A 23,098-nucleotide genomic window follows, 5' to 3' on the forward strand; every position below is an offset into this window, starting at 1 on the left:
AGGGTGCAAGGTGCAAGCGCCATCGCGCTGGGCAAGGCCAAGGCTGGCGCGCCGTACTCGGCCGCGGTCTACGTCGTGGGCGTGATCAACGGCGTGTGGGGCGTGCACCGCTCTGATGACGGCGGCGCCACCTGGACGCGCTTCAACGACGACGCGAACCAGTTCGGCGGCATCGGCGTGATGGCGGCCGACCAAGCCATCTACGGCCGGATCTACATCAGCGGCACCGGCCGCGGAATGCTTTACAGCAACTGAAACAAGGGCTCGGCAGGCCGGTGTCCAGTTCTTGGCGCCGGTCTGCCGCTGCATAACGCTCGTGACCGGCGGAGACAACCGGCCGAGCACCTTCACTGAAAGGTAGAACATGAGAACCTTGATACACGCGCTGCTGCTTGCCTTTGGCACGAGCGCAGCCCCGCTGGCGCTGGCGCAAACCTGCGCGCCGACCGCCATCACGCCCTACATCAACGTCAATGGCACGTGGACGCAAACGGCATCGGCCACCATCAAGACCGGTGCCTCGGCCATCCTCGGCCCGCAGCCGATATCCGGGGGCATGTGGAGTTGGAGCGGCTGCGGCACCGCCGGTGCAGCGCGCGAGCAGACCATCCAACCGGCCGCAGCCTGCACGGCCACCGCCACCTACACCAACAGCTGTGGCGCCAAGTCCCAGCAGGCGTTCTCCATCAAAGTGGGCACCTGGAACAGCGTGAAGTGGGGCGGCGGCGGCTATGTCGACGGCCTGATCTATCACCCGACGACCCCGAACCTCTTGTACGCCCGGACGGACGTCGGCGGCGCCTACCGCTGGAACCAGGCCACCTCGCAATGGGTGCCGATCACCGACGGCCCGGGTTTCGGGGGGGGGATAGAAGGAGCCTTCCACACCGTCGAAAGCATCGCCCTCGATCCAACCAACGACCAGCGGGTCTACATGGTCGCGGGCGATAGCAAGAAGAACGCTCGCTTGTACATTTCCAGCAACCGCGGCGACAGCTGGACATGGGTCACGCTGCCGTTTCTTGCCGGCGCCGATACCGGTCGGGCGATTGGCGAGCGCCTGAGGCTCGATCCGACCAATCCGTCGACGATGTTCTACGGTTCGACCAAGGCCGGCCTGTGGAAGAGCACGAACTCCGGCCAAACCTGGGCGCAGGTCACGGGCCTGTCTTCCTACACGACGACCAACGCCATGGTCGGCGTCGAGCAGATCATCTTCGACAACGGGAACGTGGGCGGCGGCCAGCCGACCTGGAACATGTGGGCCGCGATCGCTCCTGACTACGCCACCGCAGCGGGCCTGACCTCGACCTTCTACAGGTCCAGCAACAACGGCTATTCATGGACGCCGGTCGCGGTGCCGGCCGCCGTCGCCGGGTACTACATCCCGCACTTCGCGCGCGCCGCCGACGGCAATTACTACGTGGTGTTCAACAAGAACGCAGGCCCGGGCGGCGACGGTCCCGGCTACCTCTACAAGTACACCGGTATCAATGGCGGCGCCTGGACCTTGCTGAGCAGCACTACCACGGGCGGCTACGGCGGCGTGTCCGTCTACGGCAGCGGCCCGACCACCCGCATCGCGCTGGCCGTGAGCGCTACCTGGGGCGATTTCACCGGCCAGAAGATCACCCAGTTGTCCGACAACGCAGGCAGCACCTGGCGCGAAATCGAGTCCATGATGCCCCACGAGCAGAACAGCGCCGGGTACTGGGGCTGGAATGACGACATCGAGATCGATCCGAACAACCGCGACCACATCTTGCACCTTGACGGTCCCGGCATCTGGGAGACGATGAACGCCTCGTCGGCGACACCGAGCTGGACCACCAAGCTGAACAATCTCGAAGAGACTGCCACGCTGGCGCTCATCACCCCTCCACCCGGCGCGACCTACAAGTTCATCAGCAGCGCGGGCGACATCGGCCCCTGGGTCCAGACAGACCTCGCGACGACGCCGACCAAAGGCCCCAACACCGGCTGGAGCAATGGCAATTCCGCCGACATGAGCTGGTCGGATCCGCAATACATTGCCCTCACCGGCGTCACGCACGGGGATCACAAAGGATTCGGGTACTGGTCGGGCGACGGCGGCACCACGTGGACACGCTTTGCCACCTTGCCTCCCGGCGCCGCGACCAATACGCACGAATCGTCGAACATTGCTGTCACCTCACGCAACAACGCGATCTGGGCGCCGCCCGATACCGTGCCGTCCTACACCACCAACAATGGCGCCAGCTGGACGGCGACCAATCTCCCCGCGCTGCCGGAGACGTCCGGCTTCCCTCGCTCATACCGGCTCGCGGTGGATCGCAGGAATCCGAACAAGGTCTATGCCTACGATTCGGGCGGCTCCGTGTTTGCTGGTCCGGGCAAGTTCTACGTCTCGACGGATGGCGGCCACAACTTCACGCTGAGCCAGGGTTCGGTGTCGGCAAATATGAAGGGCAATCCGTATTTCCTGACCGGGATGGCGGTCAACCCGAACGTCGAGGGCGACATCTGGGTGGCTGACGGCAATACCGTGTACCACTCGGTCGACTCGGGCGCCACCTGGACCAAGTTCAACAACTTCGCGTCTGTTTTCGGCAGCGACTTTTGGCCCGACGTGAACGGTGCCAGTGCCTTGACTCTGGGCAAGGCAGCCCCTGGCGCGCCGTATTCCGCCGCGGTCTACGTGGTGGGCGTGATCAACGGCCAGTGGGGTGTGTGGGCTTCCAACAATGCAGGCAGCACTTGGACCCGCTTTAACGACGATGCCCATCAGTTCGGCGGCATAACCAGGTTGGCGGGTGACTGGAACACCTACGGCCGGATCTACGCCGCCGGCGGGGGCCGCGGCGTGCTCTACAGCAATTGAACCGAGAGCTCGGCAGGCTGGCGTCCAAATCATGGCACCGGGCCTGCCGCCACCTCCTTCACCTTGTTCGACGGTTATGCCCAAGCCCTGGCGCCGACCGTCCATAACGCTCGCATCCGGCGGAGACAACCGGCCGAGCACTTTCAACCTTGAAAGGTAGAACCATGAGAGCCTTGTTATCCACATTGCTGCTGGCCCTGGGGGTCAGCGGGGCCCCATTGGCCCAGGCACAAAGCTGTGGCAGCGGCGGCGGTACCACCGTCTGCCTGACGGCCACTGGCACGACCGACAACGTACAGCTGGGCTGGACCGTCAGCGGCAACGTCTCGCGCCTGGAGGTCTACCGCGATACCGACGCCGATCCCAACGGCCGCAGCCGCATCGCCGCGCCGGGCAGTAGCGCCAGGAGCTACACCGACTCCACGGCCGCAAACGGCACGCCCTATTGGTACTGGGTCAAGTTCACGACCAACGGCGGCAGCTACAACTCCGGCGTGGCCACTGCCACGCGCAACAGCAGCTGCACGCCGACGGCCATCACGCCTTACATCAGCGCCAACGGGTCCTGGACGCAGACGGCCTCAGCCTCGATCACTGCAGGCAACTCGGCCATCCTCGGCCCGCAGCCGGTGACCGGCGGTTCGTGGGGCTGGAGCGGCTGCGGCACGTCAGGCTCGGCACGCGAGCAGACCATCACGCCTGCTGCCAGCTGCACGGCCACCGCCACCTACACCAACAGCTGCGGCGCCAAGAGCACGCAGGCCTTTGTGATCACCGTGCCCGGCTCCATGCGCGACCTGACGAGCGTGCAGCTGTCGCAGCAGATGTCGCCCGCCTGGAACATCGGCAACTCGCTGGACGCCTCACCCAACGAGACCAACTGGGGCAATCCGCTGATCAACCAGCAATTGCTCAACGCAGTGAAGGCGGCCGGCTTCAAGACCGTGCGCATCCCCGTCAGCTGGAACCAGTACGCCGACGCCAACGGCAACATCAGCCCAACCTTCATGGCGCGTGTCACCGAGGTCGTCGGTTACGCACGCAACGTCGGCCTCTACGTCGTGCTCAATACGCACCATGAAGGCAGCTGGCTGATCCCGACCTACGCCTACCAGGCGAGCGCCAACGCGCGCCTGGCCAAGCTGTGGACGCAGATCGCCAACAACTTCAAGAACTATGACGACTACCTGCTGTTCGCCGGCACCAACGAGGTGATGGTGTCCGGCGACTACGGCCCACCGACGGCCGAGTACCAGGCCGTCCAGAACGGGTTCAACCAGGTCTTCGTCGACACGGTGCGGGCCACGGGCGGCAACAACGCCAAGCGCCATCTCGTCGTGCAGGGTTTCAACACCAACATCGACTCGACCTACAACGGCTTCATCAAACCCAACGACTCCGCGACCAACCGGATGTTCCTGGAAGTGCACTACTACGATCCGTACCACTTCGCCCTCGACGGCAGCAGCAACATCTGGCAGTGGGGCGCGACCGCGACCAATCCGGCCGTGACCGAGACCTGGGCCAACGAGGCCTACGTCGACGCCCAGTTCCAGAAAATGAAGTCCCGCTTCGTCGACGCCGGCTTGCCCGTGCTGATGGGTGAATATGGCGCGATCCTGAAGTCCGAGTACGACCCGGCCGGCACCTACCGCACCGCCTGGACCAAGTACGTGACCAAGTCCGCCTTCCAGCACGGCATCGTGCCGGTGTGGTGGGACAACGGCTATGACGCCAACCACCAGTTCGGGCTGTTCAACCGCTACACCGGCGCGCAGTACTTCCCGGACCTGATCAAGGCCATCGTCGACAACGCGAAGTGAGGTAGCGGCATCAGGACGGTGGCACCGAGCACCGTCTGCCGTGCCTCCCCTCGCTCCATCAACGCAGCCTGCCCCGCCGCAAGCAGGGCGGGCTGTGCCACGCAGCACCAAGCAGTAACACCAAGATGAAACCGCCTCGCCTCGCCCCTTCGGCCTTCGCCTCGTTGGTGCTGGCCTTCTGCATCGTCGCCTGTGGCGGTGGCGGTGGCGGCGGCAGTGGTGGTGGTGGCGGAACGACCAGCCCACCCCCGTCCACGGACAGCAGCGGCATGCGCGACCTGACGAGCGTCCAGCTGTCGCAGCAGATGTCGCCCGCATGGAACCTTGGTAACTCGCTGGACGCCGGCGGCAGCGAGACCAACTGGGGCAACCCGCTGATCAACCAGCAACTGCTCAACGCGGTGAAGGCGGCCGGCTTCAAGACCGTGCGCATCCCTGCGAGCTGGAACCAGTACGCCGACGCCAACGGCAACATCAGCCCGACGTTCATGGCGCGTGTCACCGAGGTGGTCGGCTACGCCCGCAACGCCGGCCTCTACGTCGTGCTGAACACCCACCACGAAGGCAGCTGGCTGATCCCAACCTACGCCTACCAGGCCAGTGCCAATGCGCGCCTGGCCAAGCTGTGGACGCAGATCGCCAACAACTTCAAGAACCACGACGACTACCTGCTGTTCGCCGGCACCAACGAGGTGATGGTGGCTGGCGACTACGGCCCACCGACGGCCGAGTACCAGAACGTCCAGAACGGGTTCAACCAGGTCTTTGTCGACGCGGTGCGGGCCACGGGCGGCAACAACGCCAAGCGCCATCTCGTCGTGCAGGGCTTCAACACCAACATCGACTCGACCTACAACGGCTTCATCAAGCCGGCGGACTTGGCGACGAACCGGATGTTCCTGGAGGTGCATTTCTACGACCCGTTCAACTTCGCGCTCAACGACAAGAGCACGATCTGGCAGTGGGGTGCGATCGCGACCAACCCGGCCGTGACCGAGACCTGGGCCAACGAGGCGTACGTCGACGCACAGTTCCAGAAGATGAAGTCCCGCTTCGTCGACGCCGGCATGCCGGTGCTGATGGGCGAGTACGGCGCCATCCTGAAGTCCGAGTACGACCCGGCCGGCACTTACCGCACCTACTGGACCAAGTACGTGACCAAGTCGGCCTTCCAGCACGGCGTCGTGCCGGTGTGGTGGGACAACGGCTACGACGCCAACCACCAGTTCGGCCTGTTCAACCGCTCGACCGGCGCACAGTACTTCCCTGAACTGATCAAGGCCATCGTCGACAGCGCCAAGTGATCCGACGGCGCCCCGGCGCTGACACCGATGGCCGGGTCGTGCCTTGCGCGCACCGGCCTGCTTTCCCGCCGCAAGGCAACGCGCGCCGCGCTGACCGAATGAAGTTGATACCCACCATGACCCTCTGGCGCCTGCTGTTTGCCACCACGCTGACGCTGCTGGCCCCATTGACCCAGGCCCAGCCTTATCGCTGGGACAGCCTGGCCATCGGCGGTGGCGGCTATGTCGCGGCCATCGTGCCTAGCCAGACCGAGCGCGGCCTCATCTACGCCCGCACCGACGTCGGCGGCGCCTACCGCTGGGACGCCGCCAAGGCACACTGGACCTCGCTACTCGACGGCGTGTCCGAGGCCGACGTTGGCCTGCTCAGCGTGGACGCCCTGGCGCTCGACCCCAAGGACAGCGCGGTCCTCTACCTGCTGGCCGGGGTGCCCTACTTCAGCGGCGGCAAGACTGCGGTGCTGCGCTCCACCGACCGCGGCGCCACCTTCAGCCGCATCACCGACGTGAGCCACCTCTTCCGCGCCAACGGCAACGGCCTGGGCCGCAGCAACGGCGAAAAGATGCAGGTCGACCCGGGTGACGGCAAGGTGCTCTACGTCGGCTCGCGCGCCAACGGCCTGTTCAAGAGCCTTGACGCCGGCGCCAGCTTCAAGCGGGTCGACGCCTTGCCCGTGACCACCACGCCCAATGAGACCGGCATCAGCTTCGTGCTGCTGGACCCGACCAGCGTGGCGGGCGGCGTGGCGCAGCGGATCTTTGTGGGCGTGTCGCGCTTCGGCTCGGTCGGCCCCAACCTCTATCGCAGCGACGACGCCGGCGCCAGCTTCAAGCCGGTGGCCGAGGCGCCGTCGGCCTACATCCCACAGCGCGCGACGCTCGCCGGGGACGGCCATCTCTACATCACCTATGGCGACGGCTCAGGCCCGCATGGCGACTGGAAGAAGCTCGACCCGCCGGAGCCGCTGACGGCCGGCCAGGTCTGGAAATACAAGGTCGCCAGCGGCGGCTGGACCAACGTCACACCCAAGGGCATCAACCGGGCGTTCTCGGGCGTGTCGGTCGACCCGCGCAATGCGAAGCGGCTGGTCATCTCGACCATCAACACCTGGATGCCGCAAGGTGGCAAGAACGCTGGCGACCGCTTCTACGTCACCAACGACGGTGGCAGCAACTGGACCGACGTGGTGGAACGAGGCTTCGCCATGGACACCAGCGGCGTCAGCTGGATCTCGGCCTATGCCATCCACTGGACGGGCTCCATCGAATTCGACCCCTTCGACACCCGCGCCGTCTGGGTCACCTCCGGCAACGGTGTGTTCCGCACGGCCGACATCGACGCCACGCCGGCCACGTGGACCTTCACCGTCAAGGGCCTGGAGGAAACCGTGCCCAACGTGGCCGTCAGCGTGCCGGGCGGCCCGCTGCTATCGGTGATCGCCGACTACGACGGCTTCCGCCACCAGAAGCTGGACGCCTTTGCGCCCATCCACGAACCCCGCCTGGGCTCGACCACCGGCCTCGCCGTCGCGGGCAGCAACACGGCGGTCGTCGTGCGCGTGGGCGGCAAGAAGATGTACCGCTCCGCCGACACCGCTGCCACCTGGACCGAAGTGGCCGGCATGCAGGGCGACTACGGCACGCTGGCGCTGTCGGCCGATGGCGCTGCGCTGCTGCACAGCTTCCGCCAGGCAGACGGCAGCAACCGCACTGTCCGCGCCGCCAACTTCACCGAGGCCAAGCCCGTCTGGACCGCCGTGCGCGGCCTGGAAGGCGCGCCGATGCGGCCGGTGGGCGACCCGGTGAACCCCGCCAAGTTCTACGCCTACGACCGCGGCACCGTGCGCGTCAGCACTGACGGCGGCGCCAGCTTCGCCGCCACGGCCCAACTGGCCGCAAACGGCTCAACGCTGGTGCGCGTGGCGCCGGGGCGCGAAGGTGATGTCTGGGTGGCGCTCAAGGCCGGCGGGCTGGCGCGCTCCACCGACTCCGGCCGAACGTTCACGACCTTCTCCAACATCGCCCACTGCGGCGCCGTGGGCTTCGGCAAGGCCATGGCCAACGCGCCCTTCCCTACCGTCTTCATCTGGGGCTCGCCCCGGGGCAAGCCGCTGGGGGTGTACCGCTCCATCGATGCCGGCGCCAACTGGCAGCGCATCAACGACGACGCGCATCAGTTCGGCGGCCCCGGCAACGGCGAGTTCGTCATGGGTGACATGAACGTCGAAGGCCTGGTCTACATGAGCACTGTGGGCCGCGGCATCGTCTACGGCATGCCGGCCGACGCTCCCCTCTCACTCAAACCCTGAGCACCATGAATCAAAAATTTTCCCGCCGCGCATTGCTGCAATCCTCCGCCGCCGTCATGGGCGCCGCCGGCCTGCCTGCCGCCCACGCAGCGCCCTCTCCCTTCAAGCCCACATGGGATTCCCTCGTCGGCGGCTACCGCACGCCCGACTGGTTCCGCGATGCCAAGTTCGGCATCTGGGCGCACTGGACCGCGCAGTGCGTGCCCGAGGCGGGCGACTGGTATGCCCGCCACATGTACATCCAGGGCAGCGGGCAGTACGAACACCATGTCAAGACCTACGGTCACCCGACCAAGGTCGGCTTCATGGAGATGAACAACCGCTGGAAGGCGGAGAACTGGGATCCCGAAGCGCTGATGGACCTGTACGCCAAGGCCGGCGCCAAATACTTCGTCTCGCTCGCCAATCACCACGACAACTTCGACGCCTACGACTCCAAATACCACCCCTGGAACTCGGTGCGCGTCGGTCCCAAGAAGGACATCGTTGGCACCTGGGCCAGGATCGCCCGCGCCAAGGGGCTGCGCTTCGGCGTCAGCAACCACTCGGCGCATGCCTGGCACTGGTTGCAGCCGGCCTATGGCTACGACGCGGAAGGCCCGCTGGCCGGCCAGCGCTACGACGCCTTCACCCTGACCAAGGCCGACGGCAAGGGCAAGTGGTGGGAGGGACTGGACCCGCAGGACCTCTACACGGGCCGCAACATGGTGATGCCCGACGGCATCAAGACCACGCAGGCCGCCCACGACTGGCATGAGAAGCACGACCGCGTCTGGGACGAGAACCCGCCGGCACAGAACCCCGCGTTCACGCGCCAATGGTTCCTGCGCTGCCGCGACCTGATCGACAGCTACCGGCCCGACCTCGTCTACTTCGACAACTCCCGCCTGCCGCTCGGCCAGGCTGGGCTGGACATCGCGGCGCACTTCTACAACGCCAGCATGGCCTGGCACGGTGGCAAGCTGGAGGCCGTCCTCAACGCCAAGGAGCTCCCACCCGAATGGCGTGCGGGCATCGTCGAGGACGTCGAGCGCGGCCAGCGTGCCGGCATCGAGCCGCTGCCCTGGCAGACCGACACCTGCATCGGCGACTGGCATTACAACCGCGGCGTCTTCGAAGGCCATCACTACAAGTCGGCGGCCAGCGTCATCCACCGCCTGGTGGACATCGTCTCCAAGAACGGCAACCTGCTGCTGTCCATCCCGCTGCGCGGCGACGGCACCATCGACACCGACGAGCGCAAGGTCCTGGACGGGCTCGCCGAATGGATGGGCCGCAACGGCGAGGCTATCCATGGCACGCGCCCGTGGCGCAGCTTCGGCGAGGGGCCGACGCAGATCGGCGGCGGCATGTTCAGCGAAAACCAGGTCAAGGACTTCACCGACCAGGACATCCGCTTCACCACCAAGGCCGGGGCGCTCTATGCCATCGGGCTGGCCTGGCCCAAGAGCGGCGTCATGCGCATCGCATCGCTGGCTCAGGACGCGGCGCTGGCGCCCGGCGTGATCGAGCGCGTCGAGGCCGTGGGCTCCACCGACAGCCTGCCCTTCAAGCGCACCCCGCAAGGGCTGGAGGTGCGGCTGCCCGAAGGGCTGGCCGGCACGCCCGCGATCGCGCTGAAGGTGCGCGGCACTGGCCTCGCATGAGCGGCCGCCCTTTTCACTAACAGCGAGCCATGACGCAGAAACTTTCCCGCCGCTCGCTGCTGCAAGCCACCGCTGCCACGATGGGCGGCGCCGGGCTGCCCACCGCGCAAGCCGCCCCCGCCCCGTTCAAGCCGACCTGGGATTCCCTCGTCGACGGCTACCGCACACCCGACTGGTTCCGCGATGCCAAGTTCGGCATCTGGGCGCATTGGAGCGCGCAATGCGTGCCCGAGAGGGGCGACTGGTATGCCCGCAATATGTACATGCAGGGCAACTGGCAATACGACCACCACGTCAAGACCTACGGCCACCCGACGAAGGTCGGCTTCATGGAGATGCAGAACCGCTGGAAGGGGGAGAACTGGAACCCCGAAGCGCTGATGGACCTGTACGTGAAGGCGGGTGCGAAGTACTTCGTCTCGCTCGCCAACCACCACGACAACTTCGACGCCTACGACTCCAAGTTCCACCCCTGGAACTCGGTGCGCGTCGGTCCCAAGAAGGACATCGTCGGCACCTGGGCCAAGCTGGCCCGCGCCAAGGGGCTGCGGTTCGGCGTCAGCAACCACTCGTCGCGTGCCTGGCACTGGTTGGCGCCTGCCTATGGCTACGACCCCGAAGGCCCGCTGGCCGGCCAGCGCTACGACGCCTTCAACCTGACCCAGGCCGACGGCAAGGGCACATGGTGGGAAGGCCTGGACCCGCAGGACCTCTACACGGGGCCCAACAGAGTGATGCCCGACGGCATCAGCACCGTGGCCGCCGTCACCGAATGGCATAAGCGCAGTTACTACACCTGGAAAGACGTGGAGCCACCGAACAACCCGGCGTTCATTCGCCAGTGGTTCCTGCGCTGCCGCGACCTGATCGACAGCTACAAGCCCGACCTCGTCTACTTCGACAACGCTCACCTGCCGCTCGGCCAGGCCGGCCTGGACATCGCGGCGCACTACTACAACGCCAGCATGGCCTGGCACGGCAAGGTAGAGGCAGTCATCAACGCCAAGGAGCTCTCACCCGTAATGCGTGGCGGCGTGGTGGAGGACCTCGAGCGCGGCCAGCGCGCCGGCATCGAGCCGCTGCCCTGGCAGACCTGCACCTGCATCGGCGACTGGCACTACAACCGCGGCATCTTCGACGCTCACGGCTACAAGTCGGCCGCCAGCGTCATCCACCGCCTGGCGGACATCGTCTCCAAGAACGGCAACCTGCTGCTGTCCATCCCGCTGCGCGGCGACGGCACCATCGATGCCGACGAGCGCAAGGTCCTGGAAGACATCGCCGCCTGGATGGACCGCAACGGCGAGGCCATCCATGGCACGCGGCCGTGGCGCACCTTCGGCGAAGGGCCGACGAAGGTCGGTGGTGGGATGTTCAGCGAAGGCCAACTCAAGGGCTTCACCACCCAGGACATCCGTTTCACGACGAAGGCCGGCGCGCTCTACGCCATCGGGCTGGCGTGGCCGGAGAACGGCGTCATGCGCATCGCCGCGCTTGCTCAGGACTCGACCCTGGCGCCGGGCGTGATCGAGCGCGTCGAAGCCGTGGGCTCCACCGACAGCCTGCCCTTCACGCGCACCCCGCAAGGGCTGGAGGTGCGGCTGCCCGAGAGCCTGGCCGGCTCGCTCGCGATCGCGCTGAAGGTGCGCGGTCCCGGCCTCGCATGAGCGGCCACCCTTTTCACTGAAAGCAAGCCATGACTCAGACACTCTCACGCCGCTCTCTGCTGCAAGCCACGGCCGCCACGATGGGCGCCGCCGGCCTGCCGGCCGTGCAGGCCGCGCCTACTCCCTTCAAGCCGAACTGGGACTCCCTCGTCGACGGCTACGAGACGCCCGACTGGTTCCGCGACGCCAAGTTCGGCATCTGGGCCCACTGGAGCGCGCAATGCGTGCCCGAGATGGGCGACTGGTATGCCCGGCGCATGTACATCCAGGGCAACTGGCAGTACGACCACCACATCAAGACCTACGGCCACCCGACGAAGTCCGGTTTCATGGAGATCCAGAACCGCTGGAAGGCCGAGAACTGGGAGCCCGAAGCGCTGATGGACCTGTACGTCAAGGCCGGCGCCAAGTACTTCGTCGCGCTCGCCAACCACCACGACAACCAGGACACCTTCAACTCCAAGTACCACGGCTGGAACACGATGCGCGTGGGGCCGAAGAAGGACATCGTCGGCACCTGGGAGAAGGCCGCTCGCGCGCGCGGCCTGCGCTTCGGCGTCAGCAACCACGGCGCACACGCCTGGCACTGGTACCAGTCGGCCTACGGCTACGACCCCGAAGGCCCCTACGCCGGCCAGCGCTACGACGCCTTCAACCTGACCAAGGCCGACGGCAAGGGCAAGTGGTGGGAAGGCCTGGACCCGCAGGACCTCTACACCGGCCGCAACATCGTCATGCCCGACGGGTTCAAGACAATCCGCAGCGTCGAAGCCTGGCATGACCAGAACACCTACTACTGGGACGAGAAGCCGCCGCTTCAGAACCTCGCTTTCACCCGCTCGTGGTACCTGCGCTGCCGCGACCTGATCGACAGCTACAAGCCCGACCTCATCTACATGGACAACCACGGCCTGCCGCTGGGCCAGGCCGGGCTGGACATCGCGGCGCACTACTACAACGCCAGCATGGCCTGGAACGGCGGCAAGCTGGAGGCGGTGCTCAACGCCAAGGTGATGCCCGCTGAATGGCGCGCCGGTGTCGTCGAGGACGTGGAGCGCGGCTTTCGCGATGGCATCGAGCCCCTGCCCTGGCAGACCGACACCTGCCTGGGCGACTGGCACTACGCCCGCTCCCTCTTCGACAACCACCAGTACAAGCCGGCCAGCACGGTCATCCACCGGCTGTGCGACATCGTCTCCAAGAACGGCAACCTGCTGCTGTCGGTACCGCTGCGCGGCGACGGCACCATCGACGCCGACGAACAGAAGATCCTCGGCGAGATCGCCACGTGGATGGCCCGCAATGGCGAAGCCATCTACGGCACGCGCCCCTGGCGCACTTTTGGCGAGGGCCCGACGAAGGTGGGCAGCGGCATGTTCAGCGAAGGCAGCTCCAAGCCGCTGACGGCCGAGGACATCCGCTTCACGACCAAGGGCGGCGCCCTCTACGCCATCGCGCTGGGCTGGCCCAAGGACGGCGTGCTGCGCATCCAGACGCTGGCCCAGGACTCGAACGTGGCACCGGGTGCCATCGAGCGCATCGAGGCCCTGGGCTCCGGCGACAGCCTGCCCTTCAAGCGCACTCGCAAGGGGCTGGAGGTGAAGCTGCCCGAGGGCCTGGCCGGGTCGCCGGCCGTGGTGGTGAAGATCCGCGGCAACGGCCTGACTGCATGAAATACACCAAAGCCACCCTTTCCCGGCGCGAGGCATTGCAGGCCGCCCTCGCTGCTGCAGCTAGCCCACTGGGCGCTGCGGCAGCAACGGCCGCGATGGTCTCCTCATCCAGCGTGGCGAACGCCGCCGCCGGCGACCTGGTGCCTGGAAACGCCGCGGCCCGCCGCGCGCAGCCATCGCTAGCCGCGGAATGGGTGCTGACGACGCCCCAAGGCACGCTGCGGATCAGCGCGCTCTGCGACCGGGCGCTGCGCGTGCGCTTCCTTCCTCCGCAAGCCCCAACGCAGGCCACGATGCAGGCGCCGCCGCCCAGCCTCACGCTGCTGCCCGGCCGTGCCAAGCCCCTCATGAAGCAGACGCCGGGCGCGGACACTACCCGACTGGAACTGCCGGCCATCCGCTGCGAGGTGGACAACGGCACCGGGGCGCTGCGCTTCTTCGACCGCAACGGCGCCTTGCTGCTCGCTGAAGCGCCCGGCACCCGGCGGCTGACGCCGTCGCGGCTGGGTGACGAGCCCGTGTTCATCGCCGAGCAGGTGTTCGAGTCGCCCGCCGGCGAGCGGCTCTACGGCACCGGCTGCTTCCAGGACGGCGCCATGGACCTGCGCGGCCACCCGCGCCGCCTGACGCAGGTGAACACGCAGATCAGCCTGCCTTTCATGCTGTCCAGCCGCGGCTACGGCCTGCTCTGGCACAACAACGGCATGGCCGAGCTGAACACGCCCGAGCAGTTGGTGGCGCTGAGCCGTGTCAACGCCGAAAGCAAGGCCGAAGTCGTGGATGTGACGACCACCACGGGCAATGCGCAGGTCGTGCGCAACCTGACGCGCTTTGAAGGCACGTTCCGAACGGAAGCGGCCGGCCGTTTCGCCTTCCTCCTCGACGTTGGCCGCGCCATGGGTTCGCGCCATTCCGTCGAGATCGACGGCAAGTCCTGCGTCGAGATCGTGAACCACTGGCTGCCGCCGACGGTCGGCTTTGTCGTCGAGTTGCCGGCAGGCGAACACCAGGTGCGCATCCACGCCGACAAGGACGACTCTCCCTCTCTGCGCTTTGGCGCCGTGCGCGCGAGCACGGCGTGGCGCTCACCGGTGGCCGATGCCATCGACTACGTCGTCATCGCCGGCCCCAGCGCGGACGAGGTGTTCGAGGGCTATCGCGAGATCTCCGGGGCCACGCCGATGATGCCGCGCTGGGCCTATGGCTACATCCATTGCCGCGAACGCTTCCATTCGTCGGAAGAGATCGTCGACACGCTGCGCGAGTTCCGCCGCCGCAAGCTGCCCGTCGACGTGATGGTGCAGGACTGGCAGTACTGGGGCCGCCACGGCTGGAACGCGATGCGCTTCGACGAGGCCCACTACCCCGACCCCGCCGCGCTGGTGCGCGACGTGCACGGCCTGAACGCGCGGCTGATGCTGTCGGTCTGGGCCAAGATCGCCCGCGACACCGAGCTCGGCCGCGCCACCGCTGCGGCGGGCCACTACATCGGCAAGACCGACTGGGTCGACTTCTTCGACCCGAAGGCCGCCGCCTTCTACTGGAACAACCAGCGCGAACGCCTGCTCAAGCTCGGCATTGATGCCTGGTGGCAGGACGCGACCGAGCCCGAGAACGACGACCTGGTCGGCCGGCGCACGGCGGCCGGCCGGGGCGAACGCGTGCGCCTGGCCTACCCGTTTCACGTCACCCGCACCGTCTACGAAGGCCAGCGCCAGGCCTTGCCAAACCAGCGCGTGATGATCATGACGCGCTCGGCCTTCCCCGGGCAGCAGCGCCACGCCTCGGCGACCTGGTCGGGCGACATCGGCAACGACTGGGACACACTCAAGCGGCAGATCCCCGCGGGCCTCAACATGGCCGCCGCCGGCTATGCCTACTGGACGGTCGACGCCGGCGGATTCTTCCGCCCGGGCGACGGCCAGTACACCGACAAGGCCTACCACGAGCGCCTGATCCGCTGGTTCCAGTACGCGACCTTCCTGCCGCTGCAGCGCGTGCATGGCTACATGACCAACACCGAGTTCTGGCGCTATGGCGACAAGGTGGAGGCGGTAGCGCGCCAGTACCTGGAGCTGCGCTACCAGCTGCTGCCCTACCTCTACAGCCTGGCCCACGAAGTGCATGCGAAAGGCGCACCGATCATGCGCCCGCTCGTGTTCGATTTCCCGCAGGACCCCCAGGCCCTGGACCAGGCGCACAGCTACATGTTCGGCCGCGCCCTGCATGTGGCACCTGTCCTGGCGCCCGACGTGTCGAGCTGGCCGGTGTACCTGCCGCAGTCCGCAGGCGGCTGGGTCGATTTCTGGACAGGAGAACGGCGCGCCGGTGGCCGCACGCATGACGTGGCGTCGCCGCTGGAGCGCGTGCCCCTGCACCTGCGCGCCGGCAGCATCCTGCCGCTCGGGCCGGTGCTGCAGTCCACCGCCGAGGCCACCGGTGAGGTGCTCGACCTCTACGTCGTGCCCGGTGCCAACGGCGCCTTCGACCTCTACGAGGACGGCGGCCTGGACTATGCCTACGAGAAGGGTGGGTTCAGCGTGATCCGCATGACCTGGGACGACCGCCGCGGCGTGCTGCGCCTGGCGGCGCGCAGCGGGCGCTTCGCGGGCATGCGCACGACCAAGCGCCTTCGCATCCACCGCATCGGCAACGGCGGGCCGACGCTGCAATCCACACCGCTGCGCGAGGTGGTCTACACCGGCCGCGCCACGGAAGTACGCCTGGGATGAACGCTCTCCTCACGGCATGAAAACGAAGACTCATACATCCCACACACCATGAAGACCACCACGCACCTTGCCACCGCCATCCTGGCCTTGGCCGCTTCCGGCGCCCAGGCGGCCGATGCCGTCGTCACGTCGCCCAACGGCCGCGTCGCGCTGCGCATTGCCGACGACGGCGCCACGTTCAGCATCAACCGCAGCGGCGAAGCCGTCATCGCTCCCTCGCCGCTCGGGCTGGAGCTGGATGGCCAGGCCCTCGGCGCGTTGACGCTGGAATCGCGCCAGGACGTCGCCGAAGACCGCGTCATTCCCCTCGTCGCCACGAAGGCGGCCACGGCGCGCGACCACTACCGCGGCGCGACGCTCACCTTCCGCGAGGCGGGCGGCGGCCGCCGCCTCTTCATCGATGCCCGCGCCTACGACGACGGCGTTGCCTTCCGCTACCGCCTGGAAGACACCGGCCCCGTGAAGCTGCGCGGCGAGCGCACGGCCTTCGTGCCGGCCGGCGATCCTTCATGCCTGGTCACGCCTATCGATGGTTCGCACGAGCAACCGTTCGAGCGCCTGCGCATCTCGCAGATGAAACCGGGCGCGGTCTACGACGTGCCGGTGGTGTGCGCCACGCCGTCGGGCCGCACCCACTACGCCATCACGCAGGCCCACCTGCAGGGCTACGCCGGAGCCTCGCTGCGGCGCGAGGGCGAGGCCTTGCGCCTGCAGGTGTCGGGCGTGCCGGGGCGTCCGGGCCCGGCCTTCGTCTCGCCAGGCGGGCTGACGACCGCCTGGCGTGCTGTCATGCTGGCCGACCAGGCCGGCAAGCTGATCGAGTCGCACCTCGTCGGCAACCTCAACCCGCCCGCCCAGGGCGATTTCAGCTGGGTCAAGCCCGGCAAGGCGGCATGGGACTGGTGGTCCGGCCCGCTTGTCGGCATGAAGCCCGACATGGGCGCCTACAAGCGCTTCATCGACTTCGCCGCCGAGTCCGGTTTCCCCTACTACCTCATCGACGCGAACTGGGCCTCCGGCCCGAGCGGTTGCTGCGACGCCCACCCCGAGACCGACATCACCCGCCCGGCGAAGGGCATCGACATGGCCGAACTCGCGCGCTACGCCGAGGCCAAGGGCGTGGGCCTGCTGCTGTGGGCCCACTGGGTGCATGTGGACGCGCGCATGGACGAGGTGCTGGACACCTACGTCCGCTGGGGCATCAAGGGCATCAAGGTCGACTTCATGAACCGTGACGACCAGCAGGTGGTGGATTTCTACGAGCGCATCGCCGCCGCCACTGCCAAGCGCAAGCTGCTGCTCGACCTGCACGGCGCCTATGTGCCCGCCGGCCTGCAGCGCACCTATCCCAACTACATCACGCAGGAGGGCGTGCTCGGCGCCGAGTGGAGCAAGATGAGCACGCGCACCACCCCCAGCCACAACGTGACCTTGCCGTACACGCGCATGCTGGTCGGCCCGATGGACTACACGCCCGGCGGCTTCCGCAACGCGACACCGGCCACCTTCGAGGTGCGCGCCGAAATGCCGCTGGTGCAGAACACGCGCGGCCAGGCGCTGGCGATGTACGTSGTCTACGACAGCCCGCTGCAGATGGTGTCGGACGACCCGACCGCCTACCGCGGCGAGCCCGGCTTCGACTTCATCAAGCGCGTGCCCACCGCCTGGGACGAGACCCGCTTCATCGCCGGCGAGCCGGGGCAGGACATCGTGCTGGCGCGTCGCCAGGGCAAGACCTGGTACATCGGCGCGATGACGGGCGACCAGGCTCGCACACAGAAGGTGTCGCTGGGCTTCCTGCCGGCCGGCAACTGGCGCGCCACGATCTGGCAGGACGGCGAGGTCGTGCGCGAGGTGCGCCGCACTGAACGCAAGGTGACCCGCAAGGACGTGCTGAGCCTGTCGCTGGCCGTGGCTGGCGGCGCCGCCGTGGTGCTGGAGCCATGGCCTGCCCCGTGATCAGCGCCGCAGCGCCCTGCCATCAACGAACCAGGCCCCGTTTTTTTCCATGAAGTACAGCAAACGACTCGCCCTTCTCTCCATTGTTACGGCCACCCTGGTGGCTGGCTGTGGAGGCGGTGGTGGCGACGCACCGGCACCAGCACCAGCACCAGCACCAGCACCAGCACCAGCACCAGCACCAGCACCGGCACCAGCACCAGCACCTGCGCCAGCACCTGCACCTGCACCTGCACCTGCACCTGCACCTGCACCTGCACCTGCACCAGCGCCTGCACCAGCGCCTGCACCAGCGCCTGCACCAGCGCCTGCACCTGCACCTGCGCCAGCACCTATGCGCGACCTGACGAGCGTCCAGCTGTCGCAGCAGATGTCGCCCGCCTGGAACATCGGCAACTCGCTGGACGCCTCGCCCAACGAGACCAACTGGGGCAACCCGCTGATCAACCAGCAACTGCTCGACGCGGTGAAGGCCGCCGGCTTCAAGACCGTGCGCATCCCTGCAAGCTGGAACCAGTACGCCGACGCCGACGGCAACATCAGCTCGACGTTCATGGCCCGCGTCACCGAGGTCGTCGGCTATGCCCGCAACGCCGGCCTCTACGTCGTGCTGAACACGCACCACGAGCAAAGCTGGCTGATCCCGACCTACGCCTACCAGGCCAGCGCCAACGCACGTCTGGCCAAGCTGTGGACGCAGATCGCCAACAACTTCAAGAACTATGACGACTATCTGCTGTTCGCGGGCACCAACGAGGTGATGGTGGCGGGCGACTACGGCCCGCCGACGACCGAGTACCAGGCCGTCCAGAACGGGTTCAACCAGGTCTTCATCGACACGGTGCGTGCCACCGGCGGCAACAATGCCAAGCGCCATCTCGTGGTGCAGGGCTTCAACACCAACATCGACTCGACCTACAACGGCTTCATCAAGCCTGCGGACTCAGCGACGAACCGGATGTTCCTKGAAGTGCACTWCTACGACCCGTTCAACTTCGCGCTGAATGACAAGAGCACGATCTGGCAGTGGGGCGCCATCGCGACCGACCCGGCCGTGACCGAGACCTGGGCCAACGAGGCCTGGGTCGACGCGCAGTTCCAGAAGATGAAGACCCGCTTCGTCGACGCCGGCTTGCCGGTGCTGATGGGCGAGTACGGCGCCATCCTGAAGTCCGAGTACGACCCGGCTGGTGTCTACCGCACCTACTGGACCAAGTACGTGACGAAGTCCATGTTCCAGCACGGCATCGTGCCGGTGTGGTGGGACAACGGCTACGGCGCCAACCACCAGTTCGGCCTGTTCAACCGCTCGACCGGTGCGCAGTACTTCCCTGATCTGATCAAGACCATCGTCGACAACGCCAAGTGATGAAGGCGTCAGACGGTGCCCTGCCAGCCCGGTCGTGTCCTACACGGCCCTCCTTCGGCGAGGCTGGCGCGTGATCGTGCCGCTCAAGATATCGAGACGCCCCCTGGCGCTGGCCGCGGCGGGCGGCGCCACTGTGGTGCTGCCACTGCCAGCCCCGTGATCAGTGCCACCGCGCCAGGCATCAACCGCCCCGACCATCTTTTCCCATGAAGTACAGCAAACGACTCACCGTTCTCTCCATCGTCACCGCGACGCTGGTGGCTGGCTGCGGCGGCAGTGGTGGCAACACGTCGGCCCTGACACCTGCACCGGCACCTGCACCGGCACCGGCACCGGCACCGGCACCGGCCGTCGCCTTCGAATGGAAATCCAGCGAGCCGTTGATCAAGCCTCCAGCCGATCGGCCGGACATCTTTGGCGTCAAGGACCCGTCCATCGTCTACCACGACGGCCGCTACCACGTCTTCATGACCACGGCCGGGAAGAACGGCTGGGGCTTGGCCTACACGAGCTTCGCGAACTGGGCGGACGCCCCCACGGCCCCTCAGTTCATGCTCGACAAGTCCCCCATGGGGCCCGGCTACCGCGCAGCGCCCCAGGTCTTTTACTTCGCGCCGCACAAGCTCTGGTACCTGATCTACCAGGGCGGCGACCCGCTGTATTCCACGACCCCCAACATCGCCGACCCGCTGTCGTGGACGGCGCCCAAGCCCTTCTACGCAACCGTGCCGGCGAGCGTCAAGGACGCCAAGGGCAATGCGACCTGGCTGGACTTCTGGAACATCTGCGACGACAAGAAGTGCCACCTCTTCTTCACCGGCGACAACGGCAGCTTCTACCGCGGTGAGACGACGATCGAGCGCTTCCCTCAGGGCTTCGCCGAGCCCGTCGTTGTCATGAAGGAAAAGCTCGAGGACATGTTCGAGGCGAGCAACACCTACAAGATCACCGGCACCAACCAGTACCTGACGCTGATCGAGGCGATGGGGCCCAAGGGCAGGTATTTCCGCGCCTGGACAGCCGATCGCCTGGACGGCACCTGGCAACCCGTTCCCGGCGCGCCGATGAACATGTTCGCTGGCACCGACAACGTCAAGTTCGACGGCCGGATCTGGTCCGAAGGCGTGTCCCACGGCGAAATGATCCGCGACGGCATCGACCAGACGCTGAGCATCGATCCCTGCCAGCCGCTGAGGTTCCTCTTCCAGGGCCTGGATATGGAGAAGGGCAAGCAGTACGAGTACATCGAGCTGCCCTATCGGCTGGGCCTGATCACCGCCACCGCCCCCAACGCCATCAGCGTGTTGTGCAAGAAATGAACGCCCGCCCCGCCTCGTGATCAGCGTCGCCACGCCAAGCCATCAACCACTCAGGCCCCGTTTTCCCATGAAGTACAGCAAACAACTCACCGTTTTCTCCATCGTCACCGCGACCCTGGTGGCGGGCTGTGGCGGCGGTGGCGGCGACGCACCCGCACCCGCACCCGCACCCGCACCCGCACCCGCACCCGCACCGGCCCCGGCCCCGGCTCCGGCACCCGCGCCCGCGCCCGCACCGGCCCCTGCACCGGCTCCCGCACCCGCACCGTCCGATGCCACCACCTGGAAGAGCGTGAAGTGGGGTGGTGGCGGCTACGTCACCGGCCTCGTCTTCCATCCGACCACCGCCAACCTGCTGTACGCGCGCACCGACATCGGTGGCGCCTACCGCTGGAACCAGGCCACGTCGGCCTGGGTGCCCATCACCGACGGCCTGGGCTTCGGTGGCGGCGAGGCCAGTTTCCACGGCGTCGAGAGCATCGCCGTCGATCCGAACAACGATCAGCGCGTCTACATGGGCGCCGGCATGTACACGTCCGGTGGCAACGGCCGCCTGTACATCTCCAGCAACCGTGGTGACCAGTGGACCTATGTCGCCCTGCCTTTCCCGCTCGGCGGCAACAACCCCGGCCGGGCCATCGGCGAGCGCCTGATGGTCGACCCCAACAAGCCGTCGACGCTGTTCTACGGCTCGCGCACAGCCGGCCTGTGGAAGAGCACCGACTCGGGCCTCACCTGGGCGCAGGTCACGTCGTTGTCGACCCTCAAGATGACCCAGGACCAGATCAACGCCAACGGCGGCACGGCCATGGGCGTCGAGACGGTCGTCTACGACACCGGCACCAAGGGCAGCGGCACGGCCACGCAGACGATCTACGCCCCCATCGCGCCGGACTATGTGCAGACCGCAGGCCTGGCCTCGAACCTGTACAAGTCCACCAACGGCGGCGCCTCGTGGACCCCGGTCACGGTGCCGATCTCCGGCTATCACATCCCGCACATGGTGCGTGCCGCTGACGGCATGTTCTACGTGGTCTTCACCAGGGACGCCGGTCCCGGCTCCGCCGGTCCCGCCCGTCTGTACAAGTTCGACGGCAGCAACTGGACCTTGCTCAGGAGCGACGACTCGGTCGGCTACGGCGGCGTGTCCGTCTCCGGCACCGGCGCGACCACGCGCATTGCGCTGGGGATCACCAACACCTGGGGCAACTTCCCCGGCCAGCGAATCCTCCAGCTGTCCGACGATGCCGGCCGGAACTGGCGCGAGATCGAAGCGATGACGCCGGGCGAGGTCTCCTGGGGCTGGATCGACGATGTGGAGATCGATCCCTTCAACCGCGATCACATCCTGCACGTCTCCGGCGGCGTCATGCAGACAAGCAACGCCTCCTCGGCCACGCCAACCTGGGCCATGACGGTCGACGGCCTTGAGGAGACGGCCGTGCTGGGCCTGGCCACGCCGCCGGCCGGCGCCACCTACACCGTCATCAACAGTTCGGGCGACGTCGGCGCCTGGGTGCACACCAACCTCACGACCAAGCCGACGCTGACGCCGGCCACCGACTGGAGCAACAGCTTCGCCGCCGACATGGCGTGGTCGGACCCGCAGTACATGGCCACCATCGGCGTCGTGCTGGGCAACAACACCGCCTACGGCATGTGGTCCGGCGACGGCGGCAAGACCTGGGCGAAGTTCGCCACCTACGCACCGGGCGCGGCGCAAAACACGGGCGGGGAAGCGAGCATCGCCATCACCGGGCGCAACAAGGCAGTCTGGGCACCCGGCTACTCGGTGCCGTCCTACACCACGGACAACGGTGCCACCTGGGTGCCGACCAATCTGCCCGCGATCAACAGCGTCTTCCCCCGCGCCTACCACCTGGTTGCCGATCGCAAGAACCCGAACAAGGTCTATGCCTACGATTCCGGTGGCCACTGGTGGGGCACGCCGGGCAAGGTCTACACGTCGACCGATGGCGGCCACACGTTCACGCTGAGCCAGGGCTCGGTGAACGCAGGGCTGGCGCCGAACTACTTCGGCAACACCTCGCTGGCGGTCAACCCCAACGTCGAAGGCGACCTCTGGCTGACCGACGGCAACGCGGTGTACCACTCGACCGATTCGGGTGCGAGCTGGGCCAAGCTCAGCAACTTCGCGTCGATCTTCACCGGCAACCCCTGGCCCCAGGTGCAGGGTGCAAGCGCCATCGCGCTGGGCAAGGCCAAGGCTGGCGCGCCGTACTCGGCCGCGGTCTACGTCGTGGGCGTGATCAACGGCGTGTGGGGCGTGCACCGCTCTGATGACGGCGGCGCCACCTGGACGCGCTTCAACGACGACGCGAACCAGTTCGGCGGCATCGGCGTGATGGCGGCCGACCAAGCCATCTACGGCCGGATCTACATCAGCGGCACCGGCCGCGGAATGCTTTACAGC

At 67.0% G+C, this 23,098-nt stretch carries 13 protein-coding genes and 1 pseudogene; 13 read left to right on the plus strand and 1 reads right to left on the minus strand.

The genetic code is table 11. The features are described from left to right. The 10 genes and pseudogenes from ACXJKM_RS29465 to ACXJKM_RS29510 form a co-directional block, all read left to right on the plus strand. Nucleotides 1–255: pseudogene (locus tag ACXJKM_RS29465) on the plus strand (dockerin); the annotation flags it as partial. A gap of 109 nt (nucleotides 256–364) precedes the next feature. Then, complete coding sequence (locus ACXJKM_RS29470) at nucleotides 365–2,863, plus strand: dockerin (RefSeq protein WP_082532515.1); 2,499 nt, start codon at nucleotides 365–367, stop codon at nucleotides 2,861–2,863. Between the two features lie 164 nt (nucleotides 2,864–3,027). After that, nucleotides 3,028–4,686 carry a cellulase family glycosylhydrolase gene (locus ACXJKM_RS29475; protein ID WP_457356597.1) on the plus strand — a complete coding sequence of 553 codons (1,659 nt, stop codon included), beginning with the start codon at nucleotides 3,028–3,030 and terminating at the stop codon, nucleotides 4,684–4,686. Nucleotides 4,687–4,811: 125 nt separating this feature from the next. Further along, the gene (locus ACXJKM_RS29480) at nucleotides 4,812–5,990 is read left to right on the plus strand and encodes a glycoside hydrolase family 5 protein (RefSeq protein ID WP_057297361.1); all 1,179 of its coding nucleotides are present in this window, start codon (nucleotides 4,812–4,814) and stop codon (nucleotides 5,988–5,990) included. A 116-nt stretch (nucleotides 5,991–6,106) separates the two neighbouring features. After that, nucleotides 6,107–8,299, plus strand: coding sequence for an exo-alpha-sialidase (locus tag ACXJKM_RS29485; RefSeq protein ID WP_457356598.1), 2,193 nt, complete (start codon nucleotides 6,107–6,109; stop codon nucleotides 8,297–8,299). Between the two features lie 5 nt (nucleotides 8,300–8,304). Beyond that, nucleotides 8,305–9,945: an alpha-L-fucosidase gene (locus ACXJKM_RS29490; protein WP_457356599.1), complete on the plus strand. Its 1,641-nt coding sequence runs from the start codon at nucleotides 8,305–8,307 to the stop codon at nucleotides 9,943–9,945. Nucleotides 9,946–9,974: 29 nt separating this feature from the next. Next, the gene (locus ACXJKM_RS29495) at nucleotides 9,975–11,612 is read left to right on the plus strand and encodes an alpha-L-fucosidase (protein WP_457356600.1); all 1,638 of its coding nucleotides are present in this window, start codon (nucleotides 9,975–9,977) and stop codon (nucleotides 11,610–11,612) included. A gap of 29 nt (nucleotides 11,613–11,641) precedes the next feature. Next, on the plus strand, nucleotides 11,642–13,285 hold the full coding sequence (locus ACXJKM_RS29500) for an alpha-L-fucosidase (protein ID WP_457356601.1): 1,644 nt from the start codon (nucleotides 11,642–11,644) through the stop codon (nucleotides 13,283–13,285). Next, the gene (locus ACXJKM_RS29505; RefSeq protein WP_457356602.1) at nucleotides 13,282–16,017 is read left to right on the plus strand and encodes a TIM-barrel domain-containing protein; all 2,736 of its coding nucleotides are present in this window, start codon (nucleotides 13,282–13,284) and stop codon (nucleotides 16,015–16,017) included. The genes ACXJKM_RS29500 and ACXJKM_RS29505 overlap by 4 nt, the downstream gene beginning before the upstream one ends. A gap of 48 nt (nucleotides 16,018–16,065) precedes the next feature. Further along, nucleotides 16,066–17,976: a glycoside hydrolase family 97 protein gene (locus tag ACXJKM_RS29510; RefSeq protein ID WP_457356603.1), complete on the plus strand. Its 1,911-nt coding sequence runs from the start codon at nucleotides 16,066–16,068 to the stop codon at nucleotides 17,974–17,976. An 86-nt stretch (nucleotides 17,977–18,062) separates the two neighbouring features. Here ACXJKM_RS29510 and ACXJKM_RS29515 read toward each other — a convergent pair whose 3' ends face one another. Further along, nucleotides 18,063–18,308, minus strand: coding sequence for a hypothetical protein (locus tag ACXJKM_RS29515; RefSeq protein ID WP_457356604.1), 246 nt, complete (start codon nucleotides 18,306–18,308; stop codon nucleotides 18,063–18,065). 2 nt (nucleotides 18,309–18,310) lie between these two features. Here ACXJKM_RS29515 and ACXJKM_RS29520 point away from each other — a divergent pair, with 2 nt between their 5' ends. The 3 genes from ACXJKM_RS29520 to ACXJKM_RS29530 all read left to right on the plus strand — a co-directional run. After that, nucleotides 18,311–19,345: a glycoside hydrolase family 5 protein gene (locus ACXJKM_RS29520; protein ID WP_457356605.1), complete on the plus strand. Its 1,035-nt coding sequence runs from the start codon at nucleotides 18,311–18,313 to the stop codon at nucleotides 19,343–19,345. A gap of 206 nt (nucleotides 19,346–19,551) precedes the next feature. After that, the gene (locus ACXJKM_RS29525; RefSeq protein ID WP_457356606.1) at nucleotides 19,552–20,664 is read left to right on the plus strand and encodes a non-reducing end alpha-L-arabinofuranosidase family hydrolase; all 1,113 of its coding nucleotides are present in this window, start codon (nucleotides 19,552–19,554) and stop codon (nucleotides 20,662–20,664) included. A gap of 67 nt (nucleotides 20,665–20,731) precedes the next feature. Then, nucleotides 20,732–23,098 (plus strand): WD40/YVTN/BNR-like repeat-containing protein (locus ACXJKM_RS29530; protein WP_457356607.1); only part of this gene is annotated, 2,367 nt, incomplete at its 3' end.

Source organism: Roseateles sp. P5_D6 (assembly GCF_054049415.1).